General features: G+C 72.2%; 14 protein-coding genes and 1 pseudogene. 8 read left to right on the plus strand and 7 right to left on the minus strand.

From position 1 onward, the window contains the following. Window positions 1-30 precede the first annotated feature (30 nt). The 4 genes from ACZ37P_RS26220 to ACZ37P_RS26235 form a co-directional block, all read right to left on the minus strand. Window positions 31-1,209 carry an ABC transporter permease gene (locus ACZ37P_RS26220; RefSeq protein ID WP_355332948.1) on the minus strand — a complete coding sequence of 393 codons (1,179 nt, stop codon included), beginning with the start codon at window positions 1,207-1,209 and terminating at the stop codon, window positions 31-33. Between the two features lie 158 nt (window positions 1,210-1,367). Further along, window positions 1,368-2,054 (minus strand): ABC transporter ATP-binding protein, encoded by a 687-nt coding sequence (locus ACZ37P_RS26225; RefSeq protein WP_355332945.1) that lies wholly within the window; start codon window positions 2,052-2,054, stop codon window positions 1,368-1,370. Then, window positions 2,051-3,508, minus strand: coding sequence for a peptidoglycan-binding protein (locus ACZ37P_RS26230; protein ID WP_467348893.1), 1,458 nt, complete (start codon window positions 3,506-3,508; stop codon window positions 2,051-2,053). Before ACZ37P_RS26230 ends, ACZ37P_RS26225 begins: the two co-directional genes overlap by 4 nt. A gap of 128 nt (window positions 3,509-3,636) precedes the next feature. Further along, window positions 3,637-4,332: a hypothetical protein gene (locus ACZ37P_RS26235; RefSeq protein WP_401721186.1), complete on the minus strand. Its 696-nt coding sequence runs from the start codon at window positions 4,330-4,332 to the stop codon at window positions 3,637-3,639. Between the two features lie 111 nt (window positions 4,333-4,443). Between ACZ37P_RS26235 and ACZ37P_RS26240 the strand changes: the two genes are divergently transcribed. Together ACZ37P_RS26240 and ACZ37P_RS26245 are read left to right on the plus strand one after the other, a co-directional pair. Continuing rightward, window positions 4,444-5,172 (plus strand): response regulator transcription factor, encoded by a 729-nt coding sequence (locus ACZ37P_RS26240; protein ID WP_355332939.1) that lies wholly within the window; start codon window positions 4,444-4,446, stop codon window positions 5,170-5,172. Between the two features lie 49 nt (window positions 5,173-5,221). Further along, the gene (locus ACZ37P_RS26245; RefSeq protein WP_467348895.1) at window positions 5,222-7,054 is read left to right on the plus strand and encodes a sensor histidine kinase; all 1,833 of its coding nucleotides are present in this window, start codon (window positions 5,222-5,224) and stop codon (window positions 7,052-7,054) included. A gap of 10 nt (window positions 7,055-7,064) precedes the next feature. Here ACZ37P_RS26245 and ACZ37P_RS26250 read toward each other — a convergent pair whose 3' ends face one another. Then, complete coding sequence (locus tag ACZ37P_RS26250; RefSeq protein ID WP_467348897.1) at window positions 7,065-7,193, minus strand: hypothetical protein; 129 nt, start codon at window positions 7,191-7,193, stop codon at window positions 7,065-7,067. Window positions 7,194-7,360: 167 nt separating this feature from the next. On the opposite strand from ACZ37P_RS26250, the gene ACZ37P_RS26255 reads away from it, so the two are divergent. Continuing rightward, window positions 7,361-7,549, plus strand: a complete 189-nt coding sequence (locus tag ACZ37P_RS26255) for a hypothetical protein (protein WP_391046286.1) — start codon at window positions 7,361-7,363, stop codon at window positions 7,547-7,549. Between the two features lie 96 nt (window positions 7,550-7,645). On the opposite strand, the gene ACZ37P_RS26260 is transcribed toward ACZ37P_RS26255, so the two are convergent. Next, on the minus strand, window positions 7,646-9,238 hold the full coding sequence (locus ACZ37P_RS26260; protein ID WP_467348899.1) for an amino acid permease: 1,593 nt from the start codon (window positions 9,236-9,238) through the stop codon (window positions 7,646-7,648). A 130-nt stretch (window positions 9,239-9,368) separates the two neighbouring features. Between ACZ37P_RS26260 and ACZ37P_RS26265 the strand changes: the two genes are divergently transcribed. Both ACZ37P_RS26265 and ACZ37P_RS26270 read left to right on the plus strand, forming a co-directional pair. After that, window positions 9,369-9,767 carry a hypothetical protein gene (locus ACZ37P_RS26265; protein WP_467348901.1) on the plus strand — a complete coding sequence of 133 codons (399 nt, stop codon included), beginning with the start codon at window positions 9,369-9,371 and terminating at the stop codon, window positions 9,765-9,767. Next, window positions 9,722-9,991, plus strand: a pseudogene (locus ACZ37P_RS26270) (ABC transporter permease); the annotation flags it as partial. The gene ACZ37P_RS26265 and the pseudogene ACZ37P_RS26270, both read left to right, overlap by 46 nt. A gap of 279 nt (window positions 9,992-10,270) precedes the next feature. On the opposite strand, the gene ACZ37P_RS26275 reads toward ACZ37P_RS26270, so the two are convergent. Then, on the minus strand, window positions 10,271-11,209 hold the full coding sequence (locus ACZ37P_RS26275; RefSeq protein WP_467348902.1) for a siderophore-interacting protein: 939 nt from the start codon (window positions 11,207-11,209) through the stop codon (window positions 10,271-10,273). 361 nt (window positions 11,210-11,570) lie between these two features. On the opposite strand from ACZ37P_RS26275, the gene ACZ37P_RS26280 reads away from it, so the two are divergent. The 3 genes from ACZ37P_RS26280 (at window position 11,571) to ACZ37P_RS26290 (ending at window position 16,496) form a co-directional block, all read left to right on the plus strand. Continuing rightward, the gene (locus ACZ37P_RS26280) at window positions 11,571-13,268 is read left to right on the plus strand and encodes a cellulase family glycosylhydrolase (protein ID WP_402712542.1); all 1,698 of its coding nucleotides are present in this window, start codon (window positions 11,571-11,573) and stop codon (window positions 13,266-13,268) included. 279 nt (window positions 13,269-13,547) lie between these two features. Continuing rightward, entirely contained in the window at window positions 13,548-15,254 is a 1,707-nt protein-coding gene (locus tag ACZ37P_RS26285; RefSeq protein WP_401306807.1) for an MFS transporter, read from the plus strand. Between the two features lie 195 nt (window positions 15,255-15,449). After that, entirely contained in the window at window positions 15,450-16,496 is a 1,047-nt protein-coding gene (locus ACZ37P_RS26290; protein WP_391161009.1) for a helix-turn-helix transcriptional regulator, read from the plus strand. The last annotated feature ends 170 nt before the right edge of the window (window positions 16,497-16,666 follow it).

The following is a 16,666-nucleotide window of genomic DNA, read 5'->3' on the forward strand; positions in this document are numbered from 1 at the left end:
CTCACGCCCGCGCGGGACCGCGGCTGCTCCTCAGGTGGCGCTGAGGGCCTGAGTCGGCGTCAGCCGGGAGGCCCGTACCGACGGGTAGGCGCCGGCGATCATGCCGATCAGGACCGCGCCCAGCAGGCCCGCGGCGAGGGCCGCAGGCGGGATGACCGTCGGCCAGCCCTGGTAGGCGCAGTAGGCGAAGCTCGCCGCGACCCCGATCAGCGTGCCCGCCGCGCCACCGATGCCGGACAGCACGGCCGACTCGGTGAGGAACTGGGCGCGGATCTGGCCGCGGTTGGCGCCGAGGGCCCGGCGCAGGCCGATCTCGCGGCGGCGCTCCAGGATGGAGATGTACATGGTGTTGGCCACGCCTATACCGCCGACCAGCAGGGCGACGGCCGCGAGGCCGAGGAAGAGCGCGGAGAAGGTGGTCCGGGTCGCCTGCTTGGCGGCGAGCACCGACGAGGGGTTGCTGACCCGGACGACGCCCGGCAGCCGCGGGTTGACGGTGGCGGGCAGGACGGCGTGCACCGCGTCGATCTCGTCGTCCGGGGCCTTGACGTAGATCACGGTGGGGCTGCGGTGGAAACCGAGCTCGGTCGCCGCGATGTCCCAGCCGACCAGCACCGACGTGTCGAGGTCCGGATGCAGCGGCACCGGCTTGAGGATGCCCGCCACGCTGAACCACGTCTTCCCGACGAAGATCAGCGGCGGTGTCCGGCCGGTGAGGACCTCGGGGAAGCCGAGCCGATTGGCTGCCGTCGCACCGAGGACGGCCACCGGGAACCGCTCCGTCGCCGCGGTGAGGAACGTGCCGGACGCCATGCTGCCGTTGACGGCGGGCAGCAGGTTGAGCTGGGTGGCGAGGGTGGTCAGCCCGGTGGCGTAGGTGGCCGGGATCTTGTCGGAGCGTTCGACGGGCAGATTGAGGTTGGCCACCGCGCTGGCGATGGTGACCGGGCCGATCCGGGAGACCATCGCCACCGACTCCGGCGGCAGGACCACGGCGGGTTTCGCGTTCGGGTCGTAGCTGACCTGGAGCATGTTGGTCCCCAGCGCGGTGAGCTGGTTGAAGAGGGATCGCTGGCTGGACGCCGGGATGCTGGTCACGACGATGAGCGTGGCGATGCCGATGGATATACCCAGCGCGGACAGCGCGGCGCGCAGCTTGCGGGTGCGGATGCCGAGAAGGCCGAGCCCGAGCAGGTCGAAGGGCGCCAATCGGACCGGCGCCGTGCGCAGGGGCGGTCGTCCCGCCCGCGCGGGAGCGGGCCCGGCCCCCGTACGAGCGGGTGGACCCGCGGCTGAATCCGAGTCAGAACCGAGGCCGGGACCGGAACCATGGCGGGGCGGCTGTCGGCGGGCCGCGTCGGGACCGCTCATACCGGCTCCCCCTGCCGGATGTCGGCGACCAGGCGGCCGTCGAGGATTTGGAGCCGGCGAGGCAGCCGGGCGGCGATGCCCAGGTCGTGTGTGATGACGGCGATGGTCGTGCCTTCCTCGTTGAGCCGGCCCAGCAGGTCCAGGACCGCCGTCCCGTTGGCCGTGTCCAGCGCGCCGGTCGGTTCGTCGGCCAGCACCAGCGCGGGATCGTTGACCAGCGCCCTGGCGATGGCCACGCGCTGCTTCTCGCCGCCCGAGAGCTGGTGCGGCAGATGCGCGGTCCGCCGGGCCAGGCCGACCCGCGCCAGGGCCTCCAGTGCCAGCCGCCGCCGGTTGCGCCGGGGGACCCCCGCGTACAACAGGCCGGTCGCGACGTTCTCGGCGGCGCTGAGCCCCTCGGTGAGGTGGAACTGCTGGAAGACGAAACCGAGCCACCGCCCGCGCAGCGCCGACAGGCGCCGGTCGGAGAGCAGCGCCGCGTCCTGCCCGGCGATCTCGACCACGCCGCTGGTGGGACGGTCCAGGGTGCCCATGATGTTGAGCAGCGTGGACTTGCCGGAGCCGGAGGGACCGACGATGCCCAGCAGTTCGCCTTCCTCGATGGTCAGCGAGACCCGGTCGAGGGCGAGAACGCCGCCGGGGTAGGCCATGCTGGCGCCGCGTACGGCCAGGACCGGGCTCACGCGGCCGTCACCACCCGGGTGCCGGCGGTGATACCCGTCCCGGTGATCTCGACGAGACCCTTGGCGAACATCCCGAGGCGCACCGCGACCAGGGTGCCGCTCCTCAACTGCACCGCGTAGCCGCCGCCGCTGAGCGCCAGCAGCGCGCCGACCGGCACCGCCAGCACCCCCTTCTCGACCTTGCCGGTGAACTCGACCTGCACGGGGGCGGAGTCCAGGTTCCGTACGTCGGCCGGCCGGTCCAGCGCCACCGAGACGTTCTGCTGGGGCGCGTTGCCGGAGTCGTCACCCGAGCCGCCGCCCGCCGAACCCTGCTCCTGGACGGTGGCGCTGACCGTGGCGACGTGGCCGGGCGTGGTGGAGCTGTCCGGCAGGGTGACGACGACACGGTCGTTCTCCTTGATGCTGCTCACGGCGTCCGGGTCGGCGGGCACGGTGACGGTCTTGTCGGCCAGGGTGACGGACATCAGCGGCTCGGCGGCGGGGTCCCCGAGGGCCGCCTGCACTCCGCTGACCCGGACCCTGCCGGGCAGCACCACCACGTCACCCGGGCTGAGGGTGCCGGTGGCCGGAAGGCCGAACGTCCGCTGAAAGCGCTTCAGCGCCGCCATGAGGGACGAGGTGAGCACACCGTCCCCGCGCCGCACGACGACCGTCGTCGGCGACGCCGGGGGCGCCGCGGGCGGGCCGTCGCCGGGCGGGGCCGTCGTACCGGCGGTCGCGGATGCCGGCCCGGAGCCCGAGCCGGCGCCGGGAGCCGAGCTCGCACCCGATCCGGAGCCGGAGCCGTGGCCCGGTCCTGAGCCGTCCGTGCCGGAGGTCGCGGACCCGCTGCCCGCCGCGGGCGCGTCGGCCTGCCGGATCGTGCTGCCGACGGGCGGCTGCGCGCCGATGTCGTAGCCGAGCGCCTTCAAGTTCGCCGCGACCATCGCCACGTCCCGGCCCACCAGCCCCCGCCGGTCCAGCGGCCGGAACAGCGGGGTGCTGCCGTAGAAGAGCATGACGGGGTGGTCGTCCACCCGCAGCAGCGGACGGCCGCGGGACACGTTCTCCCCCTGCGCGGGGAGCTGGGTCACCGTGCCGGTGCCCGCGCCCTTGACCGTCACCGGTTTTCCGAAGCCCAGCGTCCCGCTGAGGCTCTGCGAGCTGGACAGGTCGGTACGCACCACGGCGACGGTCTGCACCGGCGTCGACGCCGTCCCCCGGCCGGGGGACCTGCTGTCGTGGTGCATGACGACCGCCCCCACGGCCGCCGCCGCGACGGCTGCCGCCACCCCGAGGCTGACGAGCGCCCGCCCGCCCGGCCGCCGGGACGGCGCGGCCGACTCCTCGTCCCCGCGGCCGTCGTCGCCCGGCGGTCCGCCCCCGTCCCCGTCCCCGGCCCCGAGCAGATCACCGCCGGGCGACGCACCGCCGCCGCCCGCCCGGTGTCTGGGGCTCTTGCTGTCGGCCATGACCCGGCCCCTCTGTTTCATCATCGGTCGCACACGTACTTTCCGAGCTCCTGTTCACCACGGCCGCTGCCCGGCCCGGTCGGCGGCGGCCGTCACGGCACCGCCCCCGCGCACCCGCTCCCGTTTCCCTACGGGTACACGTGCGAGTACACCTGGATGTGGCAGGCACGCTCCGCCGCCATGGCCTTCTCGCCCTGCTCCTGGGTGCGGGGCGCCCGCACGTAGGTCCAGCTCAAGCCGCCCTCGTAGGCTCTGACCGTCTCGTAGCCCTTGCGGTTGATGCAGTTCACCTCGTCCCGCACGTAGTCCCTGGCGTGCGGGTTGTCCGGGTCCTCGCTGGTCGGCATGAGCGGCTCCTTCGACTCGCAGGCGATGATCGCGGCCCGCGGGGCACCGTCCTTCACGCCGATTGCCTGGATTCCGCCCTGCTCCTTGCCCGCACCCCCGGTCTCGCGGGTGGCACCGTGCTGGATCAGGCAGGACGCGTAGGCGTTGGTGAGGCGCATCTGGGTCGCGGGGGAGTCGTCGAGCCGTATCTGGGGACGACCGGAGGCGGTGTTGGACGGGTCGGGTGCCGGTGCCGCCGGGTTTTCGCCCGCCGCTGACGTCGAGGACCCCGACGACGGCACCGAGCCCGGTGCGGGTGGCGAGGTGGCGGCGAGCGATGCCACACCGCTGCCGCGGGCACCCTCGGAGGAGTGGGAACCGCCGCACGCGGTCAGGGAGGCCAGCGCGGTGACCGCGGCCAGACCGGCGGCGGTCAACGCCGCGTGACGGGACAGGCTGCGGCGGGGGAAGGGCGTGGCTGGGGTCGTGATCGGCATGACCACATCGTGGACAAGAGGTGTGGGCACCTGGTCAGAGACTTGTCAGAATTCTGTTTTTCGTATTTCCGGTCTCTTCGGATCGCACCTGTACGGCTCTACAGTCGTCGCATGAGCGCACGTGTCCTGGTCGCGGAGGACGACGAGACGCACGCCGAACTCCTCCAGCGGTATCTGGAGCATGAGGGCCACGGCGTGGTCGTCGCCCGCGACGGCCGTGAAGCCCTCGACCAGGCCCGCAGATTCCGGCCCGACCTGCTCATCCTCGACGTGATGATGCCCGAGGTGGACGGCATGGACGTGTGCCGGATCCTGCGCCGGGAGTGCGACGTGCCGATGCTGATGCTGACCGCGCGGACGGACGAGGAGGATCTGCTGCTCGGCCTCGGCCTGGGCGCCGACGACTACGTCACCAAGCCGTACAGCCCGCGGGAGTTGATGGCCCGGGTACGCACGCTCCTGCTCCGCTCCCAGCGGTCCGGCGGGTGGTCGCGGCTCACCCTGCACGTGGGCGGCCTCACCGTCGATCCGGCCCGGCACCAGGTGTGGATCGACTCCGATGTCGTGGACTGCACACGCGGCGAGTTCGAGATCCTGGCGGCGATGGCCGCGAAGCCCGACCGGGTCTTCACCCGCGCCCAACTGCTGCGGGAGGTCTCCGGCACGGACGCCTACACCTCCGAGCGCACCATCGACATGCACGTCATGAACCTGCGCCGGAAGACCGAGGCCGATCCGCGCCGCCCGGCGCGCCTGGTCACCGTCTTCGGGGTGGGCTACAAGTTGACGGACGGTGCGAACGGCCGGGACCGCACGGATCGCGGCCACCGTGCCCCGTAGCGACAGCCGCACCCGTAGGAGCCGTACCCGTAGCAGACGCGGCGTCCCGTTGCGCAAGAGCCTGATGGTGCGGCTGCTCGCCACCTCCGTGCTGATCGCGGTCTGCTCCATCGCCGCGACCGCCTGGCTGGCCGCGACGACCACGTCCCACGCGCTGCGGCAGGAGCAGGGGCAGGTACTGGCCCGGGACGCCCAGGTCTACGACGCGCTGCTCGGCTACGCGGCCACCCACCGCAACTGGGACGCGGTGGCCCCCGACGTGGCGTCGCTGGCCAAGCGCACCGGGCGCCGTATCGTCCTGACCACCCCGCAGCGCCGGACGCTGGCCGACTCCGCGGCGGCCGACCACGCCGCACTGCCCGCCGCGGTGTCCGCGGTCGTCAACCCGCTCGCGGTGGACTCCTCACTGACCGGTGGCACCGGCGCCACCCCGATCGACCCGCGGGCTGTCGGCCCCTATCGCCTCACCGCCGCGGAGCGGACGGCACTCGCGGCCTCGGCGCGGAGCATCACCGGGTGCCTGCTCAAACTGGGCGAGCCGTCACAGATCAGCTACGCCCCCAGCGGCCGGCCCCGGGTCACCACCGAGTCCCTCACCGCCGCCGCCCCCGTGATCCCCGACGTGTGCGGCGGCCAGAGCAGGATCCTGACCCGCCCCACCCCGACCGAGGCCGCCGCCCTCCACCAACTGGAGGGCCTGGTCAACCCGTGTCTGCGCCGCCAGGGGATGTCGCCCATCCGGATCGGTCTCGACTACATCGGCCCGCAGTCGATCGAGACGCTCTACGCGCCCATGGACGCAGGCCGGATCACCGAGGGCTGTGTCGAGGACGGGCGCCGCGAACAGCTCGCTCCCTACGTGGCGCCCAGTGCCCTGCTCTTCGTCACCGGCGTTCCGGGCGCCGACACCACCGGCTTCGCCCTGACCGGTGCGAACGCCGTCCGCATCGTCGAGGTCGCCGCCCTGGTGCTCACGGTCACCGTCGCCGCCGCTGTGCTGATGTCGACCCGGCTGATCAGGCCGCTGCGCACCCTGACCGAGGCCGCCCAGCGGCCCGACCAGGCGCGCAACCGGGTCCCGGTCTCCACCGACGACGAGATCGGCTCGCTCGCGGTCGCCTTCAACGACCTGTCCGCGCGCCGCGAACGCCTGGAGGACCAGCGCAAGGCGATGGTCCGGGACGTCGCCCATGAGCTGCGCACCCCGCTGAGCAACATCAGGGGCTGGCTGGAGGCGGTCGAGGACGGCGTGGCGGTCGCCGACCGGCCCCTGACCTCGCGGCTGCTGCGTGAGGCGCTGCTGCTCCAGCACATTATTGACGACCTGCGTGACGTGGCCGCCGACGACGCGCACACCTTCCGGTTGCACACCGAGCGGGTCCGGGCCGCGGAGGTCGTGGAGTGGGTCTGCGCCGCCCACCGTGACGCCGCCCGCACCGCGCGGGTCGCGCTGACCTGGTCCGCGGAAGGCGATCCGGAGCTGACTGCCGACGCGCTGCGGCTGCGGCAGGCCGTCGGAAACCTGCTGTCCAACGCGGTCCGGCACACCCCGCCGGGCGGCAGCGTCGAGGTCCGGACGTCCGTCCGGGACCGGTCGGTGCTGATCGAGGTCGCCGACACCGGCAGCGGCATCAGCGATGAGGAGCTGCCGCACGTCTTCGACCTCTTCTGGCGGTCGGAGAAGTCCCGCAGTCGGCTGACGGGCGGCAGCGGCCTCGGCCTTGCGATCGTTCGCCAGTTGACTGAGGCGCACGGCGGCCGGGTCACGGTGTCCAGCACTTTGGGCGCGGGGTCGCTCTTCACCCTCCACCTGCCGTCCGCCGCCGCACCGCCTCTGCGGCGCGACCCCGCCGGGGCGGCGAAGGACCGCCGGGAGCGCTGAGCTCGACACCTCAGGTGAACACGACGGCCTCGCCGCCCAGGATCACGCCGGGCGCCAGCGCCGTCCCGATCGCTTTGAGGTCGGGCCAGGATGTGGTGCTGTCCCGGCCGGGGCAAGAGACGTCTCGCTGCTCCGTCACCCCAGGTATCACCCGTCGGCGCCAAGGGCGGCCACTGCGGCCTCGTAGGCGTGCAGGCGGTGATGACCGCGGCGCGGTCCGCGGGGTCGAGACCGCGCATGACGCGTTCCCGGGCAGAGGCGCTGCCAGAGAGCCATTCGCCGATCGGTGCGGCGTAGGCGGGGGCGATGGCGACGATGCGGCGGCGGCCGATCCGCCGGTCGACGTGGGCACGAATTGGGAAGCGGATGCGCGAGGACGCGAACCGCGTCCTGATCGCTGTCGGATCGGTGGCGCGGGTGCCCGAGAAGCTGACGCTCCACGGGCTCCGCGACTGGTACGCCGTCGTGTCCGATCAAGAACAACGAGAAACGTGAAGACCGTTCAGGTGCGACTCGGCCACAGCAAGCCGTCGATCACGCTCGACGCGTACACAGGCTTGTGGCCGGTGGGCGACGACACCACGGCGGCTGTCATGGAGTCGGTTCTGGAAACGCTGCCCCTTCGGGAGCGATGCGCCCCCGATGTGCCCTCAGCGCCCTCCAGAGGAAGCCCACCAGCAGCACGGCCAGCAGAAACAGCAGGGTGAACCACTGGAAGTACCAGTGGCCGCCGGAGGGGTCGTAGACGGTGGCGCGGGGCCAGGCGAGGTTGACGGTCATGGCGAGGCCGTAGAGGAGGGCGAGGGCGTTGACGGGGAGGCCCCAACGCCCCAGGGAGAAAAGGGGGTTGCCGGAGGGGTCGGTGGCCGGGGGGAGGGGGGAGCGCAGGCGGCGCAGGAGTTGGGGGCCTGTGACCATCGCGTAGGCGAGGTAGAGCATGACGATGCAGGTGGTGCCGATGGCGAGAAAGGCGTCGGGGGAGCCGAAGTTGAGCAGCAGGAGGGCCGCGGCGAGCACGCCGACGACGAGGGCGGGGGCGGCGGGCTGGCCGGTGCGGGGGGAGACGCGGGCGAGGGGCCCGGAGAAGGGCAGTGCCCGGTCGCGGGCCATCGAGAAGAGCATCCGGGTGGCCGACGTCTGGATGGCGAGGGTCGCCACGGTGACGGCCACCGCGACGTCACAGAGCAGCGCGCGCCCGACACCGTCGCCCAGCCGGCTGGTGAGCACGTAGGACAGGCCCTCGGTGCCGAGCCGCCCGTCGGTGAGGCTGGGCGCGGCCAGCAGGGCGGCGAGGACGAGGAGCGTGGCCAGGGCGCCGGCCGCGGCGAGCGCGGACAGGATCGTACGGGGCGCGACGCGCTGCGGATCGCGGGTCTCCTCGCTCATCTCGCCCGCGCTGTCGAAGCCGATCATCACGTACGCGGCGGCGATCGAGCTGACGAGCAGCGCCGACGAGCCGCCCCCGCCGTGCACGGTCACCGACGGCGTGCGGTCGGCGTGCGTGAAGAGCAGCGTGACGATGAGCACGGCGCCGATGATCTCGGCGGTCACGCCGATCCGGTTGACCAGCGACATCACCGTGTTGTCGAGGAGGTTGACGACGGTGGTCAGGACGAGCAGCGCGATCCCGAGCAGCGCCGCGTTGGCCGCGCCGTCCGACGAGACCGGTGACGTATCGGTCCCGATGAGCTGGAAGCCGGACCAGACGGCGGGCAGGACGACCTGGAGGGCGAGCGCGGCGGCGGCCACCACCACGACCTGGCCGATGACCATGATCCAGCCCGCGTACCAGCCGAAGACGGCGTTGCTCAGCCGGGTCGACCACTGGTAGACGGCGCCGGAGATCGGGTAGCGGGCGGCGAGTTCGGCGAAGCAGGCGGCGACGAGGAGTTGGCCGATCAGGACGGCGGGCCAGGTCCAGAAGAAGCGCGGGCCGCCGAAGGAGTAGCCGAAGGCGAAGAACTGGAAGACGGTGGTCAGCACCGAGATGAAGGAGAAACCGGCGGCGAAGGACGCGTACCGGCCGAGGCTGCGGTGCAGTTCCTGGCGGTAGCCGAAGCCCGCGAGCCCCGCGGTGTCGGTGCCCCCGGTGTCGGTGCCCGGCGCGTCGGTGCCCGCGGCGTCGGCGGCGGTGCCGTGGTCCGGCGGGTCTGAGCGGACCTCGGAAGGTGCGGTGGCGGTCATGGGCCTGGCCCCCTGTCACGAATTCCTGTCGGGCGACAGAAATTAGGGACCCGGTGTTTCGCCGGAATGACACGGCCGTGTCGCGCGCGGGCCGAAGTCCTCACCCCGCCTCGCGCGCGGACGTCTCACCGTGCGGGAGCACCGACGGCCTGCGGAGAAGCACGGCTTCGTGGAGGTCGCGGGGGTCCAGCGGCAGGGCAACCGGCCGGAGCGCACGCTCTACGGGCTCACCGCCGAGGGCCGCACCGAGATGCACGACTGGCTCGCCGACATGGTGGCCGTGCCCGCCAGGGAGTACCCCGCCTTCGAGTCCGCGCTGTCGCTGATCACGGCGCTGCACCCGGACGAGGTGGCGGAACTGCTCGCCGAGCGGGCCAACACGCTGGAAGCGCACAGCGCGGCCCTGCGCGGCGTCCTGGACAAGCTGGACGGTGAACTGCCCCGGATCTTCGTGGTGGAGACCGAATTCCAGGCCCACATGGTCGCGAGAGCATCATCGGCATCAACACGTTCCTGCTGCTGCCGCTGACCTTCCTGTCCTCCGCCTTCATGGCACCCGGCCTGACGCCGTCCTGGATGCGGCACATCGCCGACGTCAACCCGGTCAACTGGGCTCTGGTCGCGGGCCGTTCCGCGATGTCCGCCGACCCCGACCGGAGCGACGTCCTCAGCCGCGGCGGCGGCCTGCTCGCCCTGGCCCTGGTCGCGGTGTGGCTGTCGACCCGCACCTTCCGCTCGTACCAGAAGCCGGTCCAGCCCTCCGGTCCGAGCGGCATCAACGGCCCGAGTGGTGATGGCGGCTCCCGGCGGCAGCGGTCCGCCCCGCGCGGCGGCGGCCCGCCCCCCCCGGGTCACCCACTCGGGCCGAACGGGCGGCGGGCCGCCGCCGCGCGTGTCCACGGTCGGGAGACGTTCCATCCACGGCCGGGCGGGCAACGGGTCGGCCCGGCTCCCCGTCCGTCAGGGACGCCCGCCGCGCGCTCACGCCCGCCGCGCGCTCACGCCCGCCGCGCGCTCACGCCCGCCGCGCGCTCAGCGCCCGGCGCCGCTCTCCTGCTCGCGCTCCACCTGCTCGTTCCACTCCCGCTTGGACGCCTGCCAGCCGTCCTCGTCGGCGCCGCGGCGCCAGTAGCCGGAGATCGACAGGCGCTCGCGGGGGATCGAGCGGTCGAGGCGGAGGTGGCGGCGGAGGTCCTTGACGAAACCGGCCTCGCCGTGGACGAAGACCTGGACGTCACCCGGCGGGAACTCCAGACCGGTGACGGCCTCGACCAGCGCCTCGCCGACCGGCCGGGCACCGCGGTGCAGCCAGACGATCTCGGCGTCGCCCGAGGTGGCCAGCTTCTGCTCCTCCGCCGGGCCCTCGACCTCCACGAAGACCTTCGCCCGTGCCCCCGGCGGCAGTTGCTCGACCGCCGCGGCGACGGCGGGCAGCGCGCTCTCGTCGCCCGCGAGCAGGTGCCAGTCGGCGGCGGGGTCGGGCGCGTAGGCACCGCCGGGGCCCATGAAGTAGATGCCGTCGCCCGGCCGGACACCGGCCGCCCAGGGCCCGGCCAGCCCTTCGTCGCCGTGGTGGACGAAGTCGATCGTCATCTCGGGCGCGACCGGGTCCCAGGCGCGCACGGTGTACGTACGGGTGGTCGGCCACTGCTCGCGCGGCAGGTCGCGGCGGACGGCCTCCATGTCCAGCGGCTCGGGGTACGTGACCCCGGGAGGCGCGAAGACCAGCTTGACGTAATGGTCGGTGTAGTCGCCCACGGGGAGCCCGGCGAGCCCGTCGCCGCCGAGCACCACCCTGATCATGTGCGGGGTGACGCGCTCGGAACGGATCACGCGGGCGTGGTTCAGCCGCGGGGCCCGGCGCGCGGGGCGCTCGGCGGCGGCGGGCGCCGCCCGCTCCTCGGCCCGCGGGTCCTGCGTCGCCGCGCCCGTCTGCTGGTCCGTCGCCCGTCCCACCGGTCGGTCTGCCATGGGCGTGCTCCGCTCTCTCGGTGCTGTGCCGTACTGCGTGGTTCGCGCTGCGCCCGGACTTTTCCCCCAGGCTTAGTTAGGTAAGCCTAACTGATTACGGGCCAGGTGTCGGCGACCCCGCTCGTATGACTCCCTGAGCCCATTCCGACACCTCTTCGGTACTGCCCCCGGCCCCGCCCCCACCCGGCTTCACTACTTGAAGCCTGTGTTTCCTCTTGACGCCACTCGCGTGTCCTCGCTTCCATACGGTTACGAATGGGAGCGCTCCCACCAGGCTTCCGCCGTCCACCCCCACCACGAACTGAAGCGTTCCGTCCCCCCACCGAGAGGAATCGCCACCGTGGTCCCCTTTCCGGGCTCGCTGAGCCCCCTGAGAAAAACGAACAGGCTGCGGGTCTTTCTGGCCGCCGCCGTCGCGGCGGCCCTGCTCGCGCTGCTCTCCCTCGCCGGACAGACGCACGCCACGGCGGCGGGCGCGCCCGCGGCTCCGGCGGCGGCCGAGGCCGCCACCGGCTACTGGCACACCAGCGGACGCCAGATCCTGGACTCCACGGGCAAGTCGGTCCGCATCGCGGGCGTCAACTGGTTCGGCTTCGAGACCAGCAACTACGTGGCCCACGGCATCTGGTCGCGCGACTACAAGAGCATGATCGACCAGATGAAGCAGCTCGGCTACAACACGATCCGACTGCCGTACAGCGACGACATCTTCAAGGGCACGATGCCCTCCAGCATCAACTACTCCGGCGGCATGAACGCCGACCTCCAGGGCCTCAACTCCCTCGGCGTAATGGACAAGATCGTCAACTACGCCGGTTCCATAGGGCTGCGGGTCATCCTGGACCGGCACCGTCCGGACTCCGGCGGCCAGTCCGCGCTCTGGTACACCGCCGCCGTCCCCGAGTCGACCTGGATCACCAACCTCAAGGCGATGGCGACCCGTTACCTGAACAACCCGGCGGTCGTCGGCATCGACCTGCACAACGAGCCGCACGACCCGGCCTGTTGGGGCTGCGGCGACACCACGATCGACTGGCGTCTGGCGGCCGAGCGCGGCGGCAACGCCGTCCTCGGCGTCAACCCCAATCTGCTGATCTTCGTGGAGGGCGTCCAGACCTTCAACGGGACGTCCGGCTGGTGGGGCGGCAACCTGATGGGCGCGGGGCAGTACCCGGTCGAGCTGAACGTGGCGAACCGGGTGGTCTACTCGGCGCACGACTACGCGACCAGCGTCGCCCAACAGCCGTGGTTCAGCGACCCGAGCTTCCCGGCGAACATGTCGGCGATCTGGGACAAGTACTGGGGCTATCTGTTCAAGCAGAACATCGCCCCGGTCTGGGTCGGCGAGTTCGGCACCACCCTCCAGTCGACCGTCGACCAGACCTGGCTGCGGACGCTGGTGGACTACCTGCGGCCGACCAGCACCTACGGCGGCGACAGCTTCAGTTGGACCTTCTGGTCGTGGAATCCCAACTCCGGTGACACCGGCGGCATCCTCAACGACGACTGGACGACGGTGAACACCGTCAAGGACGGCTACCTGGCCAGCATCAAGGCGCCCGGCTTCGGCGACTCGGGCGGCACGACCGGCGGCACCACCAACGGCGGTACGTCGACCGGCACGTCGTCGGGCACGTCGAGCGGCACGTCCTCCGGCACCTCGTCCGGCACCTCGTCGGGCACCTCCTCCGGTACGACGACCGGCACGTCGACCGGTACGACCTCCGGCTCCACCGGCGGTCCGACCGGCGGCAGTTCCGGCTGCACGGCCACCTGGCACACCGACAACCAGTGGAGCGGCGGCTTCACCGCCACCGTGACCGTGGCCAACTCCGGTACGGCCGCGACCAAGAGCTGGAAGGTCACCTGGACGTGGCCGGGCGGGCAGCAGGAGACCAGCGGCTGGAACGCGGACATCCACCAGACCGGAGCGGCGGTGACCGCGGGCAGCCTCGCCTACAACGCCGCGCTCGCCCCGGCCGCCACGACCACCTTCGGCCTCCAGGGCACCTCCAGCGGCACCCTCGGCGCACCCGCGCTGACCTGCACCGCCACCTGACGCACCACTGATGTGCCGGCGCTCCCCGCGGGGCGCCACCGACCGGCGGGTCCCGTCCAGGGGCCCGCCGGTCCCCGTTGCGCGCGGGGCCGGCGCGGCCCGCCCCGGCCTTGATGCGACGCGGAATTGACCCCGTGCAGACCCCTAGGCATACCGACCAGTCGGTACTAGCCTCTGGCCACACCTTCGGGGCCCGCCGCACCGCACCCCCGAGGGACCGCAGCAGTGCCGTCCCCGTGCCACTCCACCCGGTCTCCAAGCATCTCCAGGAGGAGCCGTATGTCCGCCACCCCGACGCCGCTCGACGCCGACAGACCCGGGCCCGACGCCCGGTCCGCAGGCGCCCGTACCGCGCTCAGTCGGCTCTACCGCCGTGACCTGGCCGAATATCCGGCCACCGGGCGTCGTATGGCGTATCTGGCGATCGTGGTGATCACCACGGTCGTGCTGTACTACATGCTCTACATCCAGTACGCGGTCGCCACGTCGATCATCACGCACTTCGACATGACCTACCGCTACTTCGTGTGGGTCTCGGTGATCGGCAACGCGGTGGGCGCCTTCGCCTCGCTGGTGGCCGGGCTCGCCGACCGCTGGGGGCGGGCGAATCTGGTGGTCTACGGGCTGCTCGTCGCGTCGCTGCTGGTCTTCCTCGGACTGCCGAACGCGGGCGGCAAGACCACGTATCTGGTGCTGTTCGCGCTGGTCAGCTTTATCGAGGGCATCGTGCTCGTGGCCACGCCCGCGCTGATCCGCGACTTCTCGCCGCAGGTCGGGCGGGCCACCGCGATGGGCGCCTGGACGATGGGGCCGGTGATCGGCAGCCTCGTCGTCACCACCGTCACCAGCAACACCCTGGACACGTCGAGCTGGCAGGACGAGCTGCGCTACTCCGGCGTCTCCGGCCTGGTGGTCTTCGTGATCGCGCTCTTCGCGCTGCGCGAGCTGTCCCCCGGACTGCGCGACCAGATCATGGTGACGCTGCGGGACCGGGCGCTGGTCGAGGCGCGCGCCAAGGGCATCGACCCGCAGGCCGCGAGGCGCGGCGAGTGGCGGCAGATGCTCCGGCTCGACGTGGCGGGCTCCGCGCTGGCGATCTCGCTCTTCCTGCTGCTGTACTTCGCGGCCGTCGGCAACTTCGTCGTCTACTTCGCGACCACCTACGGCTACACCGAGCAGCGGGCCAACGCGGTCGCGAACTGGTACTGGGCGGCGAACGCCATCGCCCTGGTGGTGATCGGCGTGATCTCCGACCGGCTCAAGGTGCGCAAGCCGTTCATGATCGTGGGCGCGGTCGGTTCCATCGTGGTGACCGCGATCTTCGCCTCCCGCGCCACCCACCCCACCACCGGCTACTACACCTTCGCGTGGCTGTTCATCGGGATCGGCGTCTTCAGCGGCATCGCCTACGGGCCGTGGATGGCGAGCTTCACCGAGACCGTCGAGAAGCACAATCCGGCGGCCACCGCGACGGGCCTGGCGGTGTGGGGCTGGACGATCAGGATCGTGGTGGCGGTCTCGGCCGCCTTCATCCCGGTGCTGGTCACCTCCGTCACCCCGCTGGTCGACCACGGCACCGAGGTCACCGTCGCGCAGCGGCAGGCGGCGCCCGCGCTCGCCGTCGTCAACGCCCATCCCCAACTCTTCGCGGAACTGGGCAAGTACCCGCCGGGCAAGGCGCCCGCGGCCCTCACCCAGCAGGCGGTCCAGGAGGTCGGCCCCGCCGACCTCGCCGTGGTCCAGAAGGCGCAGCCGCAGTTGGCGGTGCTCACTAAGTACGGCGCCAAGGTGCAGAAGGCCGCGCACGACGGCCCCGGCCAGTGGCGTACCTGGTGGTGGATCTGTGTCGGCGGCCAAGTCCTCTTCCTGCCGTTCGTGTTCGTGATGGCCGGTCGCTGGAGTCCCAAGCGGGCCAAGCAGGACGCCGATGAGCACCAGGCGGCGGTGGACCGCGAAATGGCGGCGCTCGCGGCGGAACCCGCCTGAGGCACACGGCACACCCGCGAAATCGCCCGCCGTGCTCAAGAAATGACACAGCGTCAGTCATGCGGGGGTAATGGCCCGGTCATGGGCCCGTCAGGTGCCTCGGCGCCCGGCGGGCCCATGAATGATGTGCGACGGCCATGGCGCGCCTGTGTGAATCGCCGGTCTCGGCGGCCCGTGAGGGCTACAGTCCCGATCATGAGCGAACGTCCGTTTGAGGCTCTGGGGTTGAGTGCCGACGCGGACCGGGCCTACCCGTTGCTGGTGGCCACGCGGGGAGTGGCCGATGCGGAACTGGCTCGGCAGATGGGGGTGTCGAGGGCGCGGGCGGAGGAAGCCTGCGGGGAGTTGGCCGGGCGCGGCCTGGCGAAGCTCGGGCGCGACGGGCGCTGGTATCCGGTGCCGCCGCAGAGCACGCTGCTGCCGCTGGTGTCCCGCGCCCAGGAGCAGTTGCGGCGCGGCCGGGAACTGCTCGACCGGCTGGGCGTGGAGTACCAGCGGGTGCACGAGGGCCACCGGGCGGAGGAGATCGTCCGGGTGGTCGAGGGCCAGGCCGCCATCGGCCGCTGGGCGGAACAGCTCCACGCCTCGGCCGTCTCGGAGTTGATGGCCTTCGTCCGTACCGACAAGGACACGGCGGACGACACCGTCCCCGACCCGCTGGCCTGCGGCTCGGCCGCCGTGCCGGGGATACGCCGCCGGGTGGTCTTCGAGCGGGCGGGCCTGGAGTCGATGGGCCTGGACCCGCTGGCCGCGCTCGACCCGCCGGGCACCCGGCAGCAGGCGTTCGTCCGGGTCACCGACCGGCTGCCGGTGAGGCTGTGCGTCGCCGACCACTCGCTGGCGCTGCTGCCGCTGCCCGCCGACGCGCGGCCACCGGACCCGGTGATGCTGGTGATCCGGCCGAGCGGACTGCTCGACGCGCTGGTCACGCTCTTCGAGTCGGTGTGGGCGGACGCGGTGCCGCTCGGCCGCCCCGACGCCGGACCCTCGCCGGCCCGCGCCGACGCGGGACCGGCCCGCAGCGCCGTCCAACTGCGCATCCTGGCCATGCTGGTGAGCGGCAGCACGGACGCGGCGATGGCCCGCGCCCTGGGTGTCGCGGTGCGGACCGTGCAGCGGCACATCGCGGCGATGCAGCGGGACGCCGGAGTCGACAACCGTATACGGCTGGTCTGGCACGCGGCCCGGCACGGCTGGCTGGACGACGGATACGGACGCGGTGAGGTTGTGCCGTCTGGTTGACGTGAACGCGACGTGCAGTTCCGGTGTGGGTGATGTCAGGTATCCGACAATCACTTCGGGTTCCAGTGGTGCGTGTGAGGCACAGGTATACGCCAGCGGTTCGATCGGACCGCAACCGGCCACGACCTCGTCATGGCACGGTCCCCTCCGGCATCACGGAGTCCCGCCTT

This window comes from Streptomyces sp. NPDC024632, from assembly GCF_055559175.1.